General features: G+C 35.0%; 11 protein-coding genes. 2 read left to right on the forward strand and 9 right to left on the reverse strand.

Annotated features, from left to right (window positions below):
• Positions 1–27: 27 nt before the first annotated feature.
• Entirely contained in the window at positions 28–693 is a 666-nt protein-coding gene (locus tag DR871_RS04770) for an SCO family protein (protein WP_113664617.1), read from the reverse strand.
• 458 nt (positions 694–1,151) lie between these two features.
• On the opposite strand from DR871_RS04770, the gene DR871_RS04775 reads away from it, so the two are divergent.
• A complete protein-coding gene (locus tag DR871_RS04775; RefSeq protein ID WP_113664616.1) occupies positions 1,152–3,215 on the forward strand; it encodes a M13 family metallopeptidase in 2,064 nt (687 codons plus the stop codon).
• Positions 3,216–3,311: 96 nt separating this feature from the next.
• Here the strand turns inward: DR871_RS04775 and DR871_RS04780 are convergent, their stop codons facing one another.
• The 6 genes from DR871_RS04780 to DR871_RS04805 form a co-directional block, all read right to left on the reverse strand.
• Positions 3,312–3,968: a response regulator gene (locus DR871_RS04780; RefSeq protein ID WP_113664615.1), complete on the reverse strand. Its 657-nt coding sequence runs from the start codon at positions 3,966–3,968 to the stop codon at positions 3,312–3,314.
• 95 nt (positions 3,969–4,063) lie between these two features.
• Positions 4,064–4,987 carry a DMT family transporter gene (locus DR871_RS04785; RefSeq protein WP_113664614.1) on the reverse strand — a complete coding sequence of 308 codons (924 nt, stop codon included), beginning with the start codon at positions 4,985–4,987 and terminating at the stop codon, positions 4,064–4,066.
• Position 4,988: 1 nt separating this feature from the next.
• Positions 4,989–5,792, reverse strand: a complete 804-nt coding sequence (locus DR871_RS04790; protein WP_113664613.1) for an SDR family oxidoreductase — start codon at positions 5,790–5,792, stop codon at positions 4,989–4,991.
• An 11-nt stretch (positions 5,793–5,803) separates the two neighbouring features.
• Complete coding sequence (locus tag DR871_RS04795; RefSeq protein WP_113665440.1) at positions 5,804–8,122, reverse strand: M28 family peptidase; 2,319 nt, start codon at positions 8,120–8,122, stop codon at positions 5,804–5,806.
• A gap of 104 nt (positions 8,123–8,226) precedes the next feature.
• Complete coding sequence (locus DR871_RS04800; RefSeq protein WP_113635944.1) at positions 8,227–8,577, reverse strand: hypothetical protein; 351 nt, start codon at positions 8,575–8,577, stop codon at positions 8,227–8,229.
• Positions 8,574–10,103, reverse strand: coding sequence for a bifunctional GNAT family N-acetyltransferase/carbon-nitrogen hydrolase family protein (locus tag DR871_RS04805; RefSeq protein ID WP_113664612.1), 1,530 nt, complete (start codon positions 10,101–10,103; stop codon positions 8,574–8,576). The genes DR871_RS04800 and DR871_RS04805 overlap by 4 nt, the downstream gene beginning before the upstream one ends.
• Before the next feature lie 180 nt (positions 10,104–10,283).
• Between DR871_RS04805 and DR871_RS04810 the strand changes: the two genes are divergently transcribed.
• On the forward strand, positions 10,284–10,616 hold the full coding sequence (locus DR871_RS04810; protein WP_113664611.1) for a single-stranded DNA-binding protein: 333 nt from the start codon (positions 10,284–10,286) through the stop codon (positions 10,614–10,616).
• 85 nt (positions 10,617–10,701) lie between these two features.
• On the opposite strand, the gene DR871_RS04815 is transcribed toward DR871_RS04810, so the two are convergent.
• Together DR871_RS04815 and DR871_RS04820 are read right to left on the reverse strand one after the other, a co-directional pair.
• Entirely contained in the window at positions 10,702–11,331 is a 630-nt protein-coding gene (locus tag DR871_RS04815; RefSeq protein WP_113664610.1) for a chloramphenicol acetyltransferase, read from the reverse strand.
• 176 nt (positions 11,332–11,507) lie between these two features.
• Positions 11,508–12,764, reverse strand: coding sequence for an OmpA family protein (locus DR871_RS04820; RefSeq protein WP_113665439.1), 1,257 nt, complete (start codon positions 12,762–12,764; stop codon positions 11,508–11,510).
• Positions 12,765–12,775 lie beyond the last annotated feature (11 nt).

The following is a 12,775-nucleotide window of genomic DNA, read 5'->3' on the forward strand; positions in this document are numbered from 1 at the left end:
AAAAACTGGGGTTCGTTTAAATGCTTCTTATTCGTTACTCAAAAAAGTGATGTCTTCAATTAATCGTTTCATGTCCTCTTTGTTGGTGCCGTCATAAAAGCCACGAACTCTTTTTTTGGTGTCGACCAAAACAAAATTTTCGGTGTGAACCATGTCATAAAGTTCACTTGGTTTTCCAAGTTTCACGGCCAAATAGGATTTTCTGGCCATTGTATAAATTTCTTTTTTATCTCCCGTCACTAAGTTCCATTTGTTATCATCAACATGGTGTTTTTTTGCGTAAGCTTTTAAAACAGGAACGCTGTCTGTTTCCGGAAAAACAGTGTGAGAGAGTAATTTTACCTTTGGATTATTGGCGAAAGCTTTTTGGATATCGGATAAGTTGGTGGTCATTTTTGGACAAATGGAACCGCAAGTGGTAAAGAAAAAATCAGCCACATATATTTTGCCTTCGTAATCTTTTTGGGTGATGGTTTTTCCGTTTTGGTTGATGAATGAAAAATCAGCAATCGTATGGTATTTGCTTTTATACTGAACCGTGCTATCCACTAATTCCGGATTTACATCTGCGGGATTAAAAATGGGAAGTGTTTTTTTTGGCTTTAAAGCCGAATAAAATAAAGATAAAATGATTGCCGAAAGAACAATGAAAACCCCAAAAAAGAGACGGTATTTTTTAAAAAACTCTGACATAGTGCTATTTTGATGCAAAAATACGAAAACGAGATTTGTTTTTAATTCAAATTAACACAATACTCACGTCAAACGCATTATAATTAAAGTTTAAACCACATAGAAACATAGTGTTTATTCCTGTAAAAATAAATTTTGAAGGAGATAAGAGTTTACAATAGAAAAAAGCATTGGCTTTTTTTCTATGTCACCTAAATTTCGAATGTTCGGAACAGATTTAAATCAAAAATTAAATTCTATGTTTCTATGTGGTTCAATTTTTAATGCGTTTGACCTAACACAATACTTAGTTTAGATAGATTCCTTCGAAATATAAGGATATGAAATTAATGCCTTTTATGATTAAACCTTTTAGAAGTTTTTGCGTCAAATAAAGATGTATTCGTAAATAATAGATTTTAACTAAAAATCAAATTATTTATTAATAGCTTTGTTAAACTAACTAATAACTAAAAAAAATGAAGAAAAACAGCAATAAGCAATTGCTTTTTGTGATTCCCGCAATTATGGGCTTTGCGGTGAGTCAAGCGCAAACCGCTCCTGCAGCTAAGGAACCGGGAATCAATGTGAATTACATGGATAAAAACGTGAAACCAAGTAATGATTTCTTTCGCTATGTGAATGGAACTTGGTTGAACAATACGGAGATTCCAGCTGACAGAACCCGTTGGGGTAGTTTTGACGAATTGCGTCAAAGAACAGATGCTGATGCTTTGGCAATTTTAAAAGACGCCACAACAAACCCAATCTATAAATCGAATACAGATCAAGGAAAAGCGATTAATCTTTATAAATCTATTCTTGATACTGTAGGAAGAAACAAGTTAGGAATAGCGCCTTTGAAACCGTACTTGAAAAAAATTGATGCGGTTAAAAATGCCAAAGATTTAGAGGCTTTATTGATTGAAATGGAACCTATCGGTGGTATTGGATTCATGGGTGCTGGTGTAGGAACTGATGCAAAAAACAGTAGTAGAAACGTGATTAACTTAGGCCCTGGAGGTGTAGGTTTGCCAGACAGAGATTATTATGTTTCTGAAGATGCCGATTCTAAAGAGAAACGTGCTAAATATGTTTTACACGTTGCCAAAATGTTGCAGTACTTGGGCGATAAGCCTGCTGTTGCAAAAGCTAATGCTGATAAAATCCTGGCTCTTGAAATTGCCATGTCTAAACCAAGATTAGACAGAGTAGAACGCAGAGACCGTCGTAAGTCCTACAACCCAATGACATTGGCTGAATTGAGTAAATTGACTCCATCCATCAACTGGAATAATTATTTCACAAAAATTGGATTGACAAAAGTGGATACCGTAATCGTATCACAACCTAAATACATGACCGCTCTAGAAACTATTTTCAAACAAAATAAAGTGGAAGATTGGAAAGCATACATGCGTTGGAGTTTGTTGAACAGAGCTTCAAGCCAATTGTCTACTGAAATTGAAAACGCAAACTTTGAGTTTTACGGAAAAACGTTAACAGGTGCTGTAAGCCAGAGACCACGTGACGAAAGAGCACTTCAAACAATCAATGGAACTGTTGGAGAAGCGTTAGGAAAATTATATGTTGAGAAAAAATTTCCGGCTGAAGCCAAAGTAAAAGCGGAGAAAATGATTAAAAACATCTTCTTGGCTTTCGAAAACAGAATCAACAATTTATCTTGGATGTCTGCAGAAACAAAAGTAAGCGCGCTTGCTAAATTGCATAAATCAAGAATTAAAATTGGATATCCTGACAAATGGAAAGACTATTCAGCCTTGACGATTAAAAGTCCGGAAGAAGGTGGGACCTATTTTGAAAACTCAAAAAACATGGCGAAATGGCGTTTTGAGGAAAACTTAGCCGAGTTGAATAAACCAGTGGATAAAGAAAAATGGGGAATGTCACCACAAACGGTAAATGCCTATTACAATCCTTCAAATAACGAAATTGTATTCCCGGCAGCGATTTTGCAACCGCCTTTTTATAATTATCAAGCGGATGAAGCGGTAAATTATGGTGGAATCGGTGGGGTTATCGGTCACGAAATTTCACATGGTTTTGATGATTCAGGTTCCCGTTATAATGCTGATGGAAACCTAGTAGACTGGTGGACGGCTGAAGATTTGAAACAATTCTCTGCTTTAACTGGTGCACTTGCGGCTCAATACAGCGCTTTGGAACCAATTCCAGGAACTTTTGTAGATGGTAAGTTTACATTGGGAGAGAACATTGGAGATTTAGGTGGAGTAAATGCCGCTTATGATGGTTTACAATTGTATTTAAAAGAAAATGGAAATCCGGGATTAATTGACGGATATACTCCAGAACAACGTTTCTTTATTTCTTGGTCGACGATCTGGCGTTCAAAAATGCGTGATGAAGCCTTGAAAAACCAAGTGAAAACAGACCCGCATTCTCCAGGAATGTACCGTGCTTATGTTCCTTTGCAAAACATAGATACGTTCTATAAAGCATTTGATATTCAAGCAACTGACGGCATGTATATTGCACCTGAAAAACGTGTGAGAATCTGGTAATCATTTTAAAAAAAAACTAAAAATATCCCATTCGTTCAGTCGAATGGGATATTTTTTTTACAATCTAAAGACTAAATTGTTTTGGAAAAAGATTCTTTAAACAAATCCTATTTCTTTGGCTTTCCTAATAATAGCGTCGTCGCTTCCTTTTTCTACACCAAAATATATTTTTATTTTTGCTTTTCTTTTTTCAATAGCACTCAAGCTCAAGTTCAATAGCTCAGGTATATTTACCGTTTTGGTGTTTTGACTGATAAGAATTATAATCTGTCTGTCAATAGTATCTAAAAACATTTCTTTGGTTGAAAAATCTTCAATTGTTTTTTTTACTCTTTCACTCTTATATATTTCTCCAGCAATAATTTTATTACAAATAATACTGATTGAACTAAAATCAAGATCTGATTTTTCAATCAAACCTTCTGGATTTATATCATGTATAATGCTATTTAATCTTATAATGTTGCAATAACCTGTGATAAAAATAATTTTAGTTTTAGGATGTCTTACTCGAATTAATTTTGCTAAATCTTCTCCATTTTCTATGTTTTTTTCGGGGTATTCAGGCATGCTTAAATCTAGTATTACTAAATCGATGCGTACATCTGGACCATTATCAAAAATGAATTTATAGGCATTTTCTAGCGAATTAGCAGATGTAATTCGTGTGCTTATTTCTAAATCTGTTAAAGCCATTTTGTAACAGTCAGTTATCATAATGTGGTCATCTACCAATAAAATTTCTAGAGACATATAATTTGATTTAGGGGGCTAAAATTTGGTGCTATCTATTTGTAAAAATGAATTTTAGTTTTTTATTTGTTGCTATCAGTTCTGAGAGAATTGTCTCATTTTCGTGTTTTTCTCAATGAATAATTCACTAAGTACAATCCAAACAATGTAACGCTTCCGCCTATTGCAATGGCTGCATTAAGCACTTCGCCAAAAATAACAGCACCCAGAAGCACAGCAATAATGGGATTAATATAGGAATAAACACTGCTAATTTCAGCAGGAAGATTTTGAAGTGCATAGATAAAGGCGATGAAAGTAAGGATGGAACCAAAAACAACTAAATACCCAATAGACCACCACGAAATCGCAGGTATTTCACTTAAACTTACAGATATTCCAGTTGCGCCGGTATAGGCAAAAACTAAAATACTGGACAAGAACATTTGTATTCCTAAGCTAAAATAAGGATTAAAAGTTGCCGCTTTCTTCTTCGTGTACAACGTTCCAAAAGCCCATGTCAATGTAGAAATTATGGAAATAATTATTCCGAATCTGAAATTTGGAATCAAAAAATCACTCAAATGGTCGTAAAAAATAACGCAAACGCCACTAAAACTGATAATCAAACCCGTAACTGATAATCTGGACAATCGTTCGCCTCTGAAAAAAGTAATGATCACAATCCATAAAGGGACGCACGCGCCAATTATTGCTCCTAAACCACTACTAATATACTTTACTCCCCAAGTGCTTAATCCGTTGCTTAGAACAAAATTAAGAATGCTTAGAATGATAATTGTTTTCCATTGTTTTCCCTTAGGCCAAGGCGCTTTTTTATATAAAAAATAGGAAATATAAAGGAATCCTCCCAAAAATTGCCTGATAGCGACAAGCTGTAAAGCAGGCATGTGTTTTACGCCTTCTTTTGAAGCAATCCAAGTGGTTCCCCAAAAAAAACTGACCCAGCACAATGCCAAAATAGGTAATCCAATGGCGCTAACTTTCGACGAAACAGCATTCTTAATTTTAGTTCTCACGTTACAAATTTGGTTTCGTAAAAGTATACTTTAAAACGTTTTCAATACGAGCACTTAAAATTATTTTTCCACCAGAATTTTGTTCAGAATTAAACTTTGGTAAAGCCAAATTCAAATCCATAGCCTTTTGAGTATAGTATAGTTCTCGCGAAGGATGTGATGGAGCCACCGCATTGAAGGTTTCATTCCAATAATCCGCTTCAATAATTTTTAGAATTATTCCAATACAATCGTCTTGATGAATTAAGTTAATGGGTGCATCAGGATTGTCTAAATTCTCACGGCCAGCTAAGAATTTTATTGGATGACGGTCTTCGCCAATTAAGCCGCCAAAACGTAAAATCGTTGTTTTGAAATGGCTGTTGTTTTGCAAAAGCTGTTCGGTTTCCAGTAATTGTTTGCCGCTTTCCGTATCCGGTTTTGGGATTGTTTCTTCAGTAACAAAAATCTCGTCGTCATTATAAACCGATGTTGAGCTAATGAAAAGCACTTTTTCGACAGATGATTTTTCTATAAACGGAATTACATTTCTAATTTTGGAAACAAAATTTTCGGTCCCCGAGCCGCGAAGTTTTGGAGGAACATCGATAATCAGAATTTTAGAATTTTCCAGAAATTCAGTTAGGTTTCCAGTGGTTTTATTTTCTGAAAGCGCAATTAAGAAAGGTGTAATTTCTGCATTTTTTAATATTGCTATTTTCTCATCAGAAGTTGTCGAACCTTTCACGGAAAATCCTTTTGAAAGTAAGGCTTTCGCCAAAGGAAAACCCAACCAACCGCAACCTAGAATACTAATTTTTGTCATTTTTTGAAAAATTAATTGACTTTCAAACTGTCTTTAGCAACTGTTAAACTATCTTTTACAATAGGATTTGTTACAGCAGTATCAAAAGTATTCACAACAACCGGACTCACTTTTATTTTTTGTCTAATGACCACTGCATCGTTCAGAACAAACGGGGTTGGCATCATCCAGTTTTCTCTTTTTGTGATTTTAAATAATGGGTTTGACAACAAATCAAATGAACTTTCTAACAGTTCCATATCTAAAACTGTTGAAACATTCATGCTGAACTGCATTTCTAAAGGTGCATTTCCTACCACATAATAACTCAATATCTTTTTGCCTTTTCGCTGATAAAGTGAATTTTTTTGGCCTAATGTTGTCACGCCATTAGCTTTGAAATTGTGAAGAGCCATTTTTTCATTGGCAAAAATATCATAGCGATTAACATTTCGATTTGGGGAAATTTTTATTTTCAAATACCGTTGATTGCCTACGATTCGGTCTTCCAGAAATTCAATACTTGGTTTCTGAAGGTATTTTTTAGGTGCATTCGCCGCGTACGTAAAACCAGAATTGTATTTGCTGAACAAAGGAATTTCGTTCAAATTGGTTGCGTTTTTCGGGTTTTCACCCAAATAGCCTTTGGTCCAGGAATCAAGATTGGTGTCATACGTTGCCCAACTTGCTTGATCCGTATCGGCATTGTAGATATACAATAAACTGTTTGATTTTGCTTTGCCAGCTTCGTAACCGGATTCGGAGTGTGCTTTCGCAAAAAAGCCAATGGAAAGCAAAAGTAGCAGTATGGACCAGATTCCCTTTTTGGCGAAAGCCCCAAAAACCGGCAATAATAGGCCAAAAGTTAGCACCGTAAGGATAGCACTTCCAAACAGGACTTTCAATCCTAAACCTATTGGGAACATTTGGATAAAAGGTGCTATGATCATCAAAGCGGGAATGCTTAAAAAAAGATTTAAAATTTTATTTGATTTTTGAGTTACAATGAAAACACCAAAAATAATCAGACCAAAGTATACTGGAATAATCAAAAATCCGGCTCCTTGTAAACTAAAAGCAAGAGCTCCATTAATCACAATCCAAATAAATAATGGTGCTACAAAATGATTGATAGTTACTTTTCGTTCTGAAAACAAATGATAAAACAGCATGCTTATCGCCAAAGCCAAAAGCACAAAAGCGGCAATATAAGCATGTCCGTTATAGGTAAATCCGTTGAGCAAATCATTGTATTGTGGATACAGTTTTAGCAATGCTTTCCAACCAAAAAAAGAAATTAATCCAGTAACAATCAGCGAACCAAAAAACGGAATAAATCCTCTTGTAATTTCTCGGAATGATAAAATCCTCTTGGCTTTTCCTAAAAATAATAAGAAAATAAAGAGTGCTAATGCTATTATCACCATTAGTAAAACCCAACTGAAAGGATAACTTATAAAGGTGTAGGGAATGGTAAAATAGACGTAATCTTCACCGGCTTGTGTTGTGTTTAAATCTGTGTTTGAGAAATATTTTAGCAACGGCATCAAATAAGAACCTTGATGTGCTAATGTGTTTTTGTTTAAATGATGGATGTCATCTTGGGAAGTGTGATAGTTAAAATGGTCATCTATAAAAGCAAAATTATAACCTTGAATGTTGCCTTGTTCCCTGAAAACGGTCAAATCAGTGTCGTTGGGTAACATTTTATAGATGCTGTACATTAAGGAATTAGAAACTGGAAAAGTCGCTTTTGCGGAAGCGAACTCTTTTACTAATCCCGCATTTCCTTTGTTGGTTTCCATCAACATATAGCTGGGACCGGATGAGCCGCGTGCTTCAAAATTTAAAACTAAGCCGATTTCTTTAGCCCACTGATGTTGGGTTACAAAAAGTGCAGCACCATTCAGTCCTAATTCCTCAGCATCTGAAAACAGAATAATAATATCGTTTTTATGCGGCGTTTTATTGTATAAAAAAGCACGGACACTTTCCAATATTGTTGCTACACCAGAACCCGCATCGCTGGCACCCGGAGAGTAGGAGTGAGGTGCACTGTCATAATGGGAAAGCAATAACAATGCTTTGGAACTATTGGAACCTTTTATTCGGGTCAAGATATTTTTGGACTGAACTAGATTTCCCCAATCGCTGAGCGTATACCCTTCCTGAATAGAAGTTTGTAATCCTAACTTATTTAGCTCCTTTACGAGATAATTTGCAACTACTTCATGATTTGCAGAACCTACAAAATGAGGTTGTTTCGAAATTGCTTCTACTTGGTTTAAGGCTCTTTTAGTTGAAAAATCAGAAAGAGAACCTTCATCATCCGAAGTCCATTGCGGCATCATCGTAATATAAATTATCCCCAGAATTGTTAGGATGAATAAGCCGGCAAAAATTGAAAAATAATCTTTTTTCATGATAGGTTATATAGATTTGGGGATTTGCGTTATTAAATGTCTTTTTTGACCAACATATAAAAATCATTTTCTAAAACCATATAGCCTTGGTCGTAGAGGAAATAGTAGGTGTTTCCTGTTTTAGTCTGGAGGATATTGGTAAAAAATTCAAAATCAAAACCTTTACTTAACAATTTTGCTCGTGTGGCTTTTGATTTCCCGTCGGTGTTTAGCTCAGATAGAATGCGGTAATTTTTACGCAACTTGTTGTTGATGTTGCGCATAAAATTAGTACTGTCCTTGTTGATTTTATTGTTGAAAGCGTTACGACAACCGTCGCTGCAAAACTTTTTGTCTTCCCGGCCCACAATCTTTTCTCCACACTCTAAGCAGGTTTTGTTCATGGATTTATTTTTTTGATGTCGTATAAGTCAGTTCTGCGGTCTTTTAGAATTCGAACACTTCCATGCTCGTGAAGTTCTTTCAGTAAGTCTAAATCTACATCGACTATCAGTGTCATTTCCGTATTTGGAGTTGCTTCGGCTTTAATTCCGTTACTTGGAAAAGCAAAATCAGAAGGTGTAAACACTGCTGATTGTGCATATTGAATATCCATGTTGTTCACCTTTGGAAGATTACCTACACAACCAGCAATGGCTACGTAGCACTCGTTTTCTATCGCTCTAGCTTGTGCGCAGTGTTTGACTCGGGTATACGCATTTTGAGTATCTGTTAAGAAAGGAACAAATAAAATGTTCATTCCTTCATCTGCCATTAATCTGGAAAGTTCTGGAAATTCAACATCATAACAAATCATGATGCCAATTTTTCCGCAATCGGTGTCAAATGTCTTAATTTGTGAGCCGCCCGTCATTCCCCAATGCTGAACTTCGTTTGGAGTAACATGAATTTTGGCATACATCTCAGAAGTTCCGTCTCTTTTGCAGAGAAAACCAACATTGTATAAGGTGCCGTTTTCTAAATACGGCATGCTTCCTGTAATGATATTGATATTGTAAGAAATAGCTAGCTCCTGGAAACGTTTGTGGATAGGTTCCGTATGTTTTGCTAACTCTCGTATGGCTTCGGCCTCAGATAAATGGTTGTAATCTGCCATCAAGGGAGCGGTGAATAGTTCCGGAAATAAAGCAAAATCACTGCCGTATCCTGAAACAACATCAACAAAAAATTCGCATTGTTCGAATAAAGCTTCCAGATTATTCAATTGACGCATTTGCCATTGAACGAGACCTAATCGTATGACACTTTTTGCGAGGTTTATTAGTTTGGGACTTTCATCGTAATAAATATTATTCCATTCCAGTAAAACGGCAAATTCTTTGGAATCTGAATCGCCTTCCAAATAGTTTTTCATTACCCGAATTACGTGAAAATCATTACTCAACTGAAAAGAAAGCACAGGGTCATGCAACTCTTTTCTTTTTACTTTTTCGATGTAATTTTTTGGAGTCAATGTTTCTGCATGTTGTCCATAATTAGGAATTCTTCCTGCAAAAACAATAGCTTTCAAATTCAATTGTTCACACAATTCTTTTCTTGCGTCGTACAATCGTCTTCCAAGGCGCAGTCCTCTATAATTTGGATGAATAAAAACATCTATTCCGTATAACACATCTCCTTTTGGGTTGTGGGTAGAGAAGGTATATTTTCCGGTTATGTCAGAGTAATTGTGGTTTTTGTCTACTAAACTTTCGTCAACAATTAGAGACAAAGCAGAGCCAACTACTTTTCCATCTACCAAAATTACCAGTTGACCTTCTGGAAAAATGCTTAATAATTTTTCAATATGATGTTCTCTCCAGTAGGAACCTACCATTTCCGGATACGATTCTACCATTGAGTTTTTTAACTCTTTATAGTCATCAAATTTCAGATTTCGTAACTCTACTTTGTTAATTTTGGCCTGCATAAAAATTTTATTTTTATCAAATATAACGATTTTTTCCCATTTACAAACGCTTACAAATAGTTACAACCGAAAGTAAATAGTTAGTAACCGAATAGTTTTTGATTGTCATCGCATCTTTGCAGTGTTGATTTGAAATAGCAATTCAACAAAACATATACTAACATTTAAATATTATACGCCATGAGTACATTAAGAAACAAAGTACAGTTAATCGGACACGTTGGGAATGATCCAGAAATCAAATCATTTGACGGTGGGAAAAAACTAGCCAATTTCACATTAGCAACAAATGAAAGTTACAAAAACGACAAAGGAGAAAAAGTAGAAGAAACCCAATGGCATAAATTGGTGGCTTGGGGAAAAACTGCTGAAATCATTGAAAAGTATGTTACCAAAGGAAAGGAAGTTGCAATTGAAGGAAAACTGACACATAGAAGTTATGATGATAAAAACGGAGAAAAGCGGTATATCACGGAAGTAGTGGTAAACGAAATAATGCTTTTAGGAAAGTAAAAATAGTTTCTAATTGTTAAGTCCCGGTTTGCAGTATAATTAAACTGCAAACCGGGACTTTTTTTTAAACAAAAATTGGATGCCTTTATTGGTTCATCAATTCTTGGAAACAATCCACAAATTGTCCGAGATGAAAACCATCCATTAATCCGTGATGCACATGTACAGACATTGCAATGGTTCTTTTTCCATTGTCAGCAATTTTCATTTTTCCAAACGAAATCTTCGGACAGCTATCTGGAAAAGTATAACTTCTGGCATGCGATAATGAGGTGAAGTCGAGCCACGGAATCGCCGAAAAGTGAATGACATTGTCGTCATTAAATGTTCGGGTAAAAAGTCCGGTTGTGGACTGAATACGTTCAATTTCATTTGAAGTATTTGTTGCAAAAACAGTAAAATCTGGATTGTATTCAATCAAAGAAAAACCAAATGTACCATCTTCCCGACCAATAGTTGCCGAGGCATTTACTTGGTCACAAATATATATTTGGTCATCAGAAATTCGATAGCGAAACGATTCAATCGTATTCACTGCTACTAATGTTTTATGTAAATAATAACTAAAAAAAGAAGCGTTCAGTGTTTTTGCATTTGCGTAAGCTTTGGTACAATCTATATCTACGGTCGCACCAAAGAATGGTTCTTCAAATTGTCTGAAAAAATGGAAATGTTCTTTTCTAGGCCAATTTTCTATATCTAAAAGGGTTTTCAAAATGCGTAATTTTATTTGTTTTTCAAAAGTACTGCTAATCTTCTTAATCAGAAATTCATTCTTGAGGAACTTTTATTTTTATTGATTTCTGAAAAATGTTTTTCGACGGGATAAGAAGGCATAAAAAAACCCTAAAAGAAATTTCCTTTAGGGTTTTTGAGAATATTAAGGGAGAATTATTTTACTCTGAAAGTAACTCTTCTAACTAATTTTCTTGCTGCATCTGAATCTTTTTCAACTGAAGAATCTTCACCTGCTGCAACTACATTTAATCTTGAAGCGTCAACGTTAGCTTTCACTAATACATTTTTAACGCTGTTTGCTCTAGCAGTAGACAATTTATCATTGTATTCTGATCTTCCTAATTCGTCAGCATGACCAATAATATCAACTGAAGCAGTAGGATTATTTCTTAAATACGTTAAGATAAAATCAGTACCTTCAGTAGAAACATTTGTTGGAGTTGATTTGTTGAAATCAAAATAAGTAGCAACATAACCACCATTGATTAAGTTTCTAATCAATTCATTGTTACTTAAGATAGCAGATTTATCAGTATTACTTCCGTAAGTTTTCAATAAATAACTTTCTAATTCGTCAGGAACATTATTGTTGTTTAAATCAATTGATTTTCCTTTAGTATCAACCATTACACCAGAAATAGTGTTTGGTTCTTGATCTAAATAATCAGCAACGCCATCTTTATCAGTATCTAACATTGAAGTTTCGATATCAGCGATTTGTTTTTTCATCGCATCGATTTCGTTTCCATTATCAATTACCCAGTCAGCATGTTTTTCGTTTTTACCTAAGTAAACAGTTACACCTACAGTACCATTAAAAAGAATTCCAGAAAAACCTCTTGCACCAGGAGTACTTGCAGCATCAAAAGCAGCATCTTGAGATGCATTTAAGATTGTTGTAAAATCTCCAGTTAAAGCAATTCTGTTAGATAATTTAATTTGACCAGTTACACCCGCCATGAAATTACCCATTCTGTCTTTCAAAGCAGAATTTTGATCTTCTAGTTGAGCTAAACCAAAACCAGCATGACCTAATAAACCTAGTGTGTTTGTCCAAGTTTCAAAATTCATGATTCTTCCTAAGTTAGCCACAGCTTGAATGTCTGCTCTGTAATATTTAGTGTCAAAATCAACTGAATTGTTTTTTCCTTCAAAACTGTTGTAACCAAAATCCGCTTTCAAACCGAATTTATTATTAAACATGTATCTTACTCCTAGATCAGCCACATAAGGACTTGGTGTAGATGTAAAGTAACCAGCAGTCATAGGTCTTTGTGTTTTGTTAACACCACCTGCTAATTCAATAGACCATTTGTTATAGTCGTTTTCTGTGGTTTTTTCAGTCTCAGTTTGAGCACTTAAAGTTGTCATTGCAGAAGCAAAAACTAACGTAAGTATGATTTTTTTCATCATTATTTTTT

This window comes from Flavobacterium petrolei (assembly GCF_003314435.2).
Lineage (GTDB): Bacteria > Bacteroidota > Bacteroidia > Flavobacteriales > Flavobacteriaceae > Flavobacterium > Flavobacterium petrolei.

Coding starts and splice junctions, on each gene's coding strand:
- DR871_RS04770 (WP_113664617.1), bottom strand. CDS start 693: ATGTCAGAGTTTTTTAAAAAATACCGTCTCTTTTTTGGGGTTTTCATT.
- DR871_RS04775 (WP_113664616.1), top strand. CDS start 1,152: ATGAAGAAAAACAGCAATAAGCAATTGCTTTTTGTGATTCCCGCAATT.
- DR871_RS04780 (WP_113664615.1), bottom strand. CDS start 3,968: ATGTCTCTAGAAATTTTATTGGTAGATGACCACATTATGATAACTGAC.
- DR871_RS04790 (WP_113664613.1), bottom strand. CDS start 5,792: ATGACAAAAATTAGTATTCTAGGTTGCGGTTGGTTGGGTTTTCCTTTG.
- DR871_RS04795 (WP_113665440.1), bottom strand. CDS start 8,122: ATGATGCCGCAATGGACTTCGGATGATGAAGGTTCTCTTTCTGATTTT.
- DR871_RS04800 (WP_113635944.1), bottom strand. CDS start 8,577: ATGAACAAAACCTGCTTAGAGTGTGGAGAAAAGATTGTGGGCCGGGAA.
- DR871_RS04805 (WP_113664612.1), bottom strand. CDS start 10,103: ATGCAGGCCAAAATTAACAAAGTAGAGTTACGAAATCTGAAATTTGAT.
- DR871_RS04810 (WP_113664611.1), top strand. CDS start 10,284: ATGAGTACATTAAGAAACAAAGTACAGTTAATCGGACACGTTGGGAAT.
- DR871_RS04820 (WP_113665439.1), bottom strand. CDS start 12,764: ATGAAAAAAATCATACTTACGTTAGTTTTTGCTTCTGCAATGACAACT.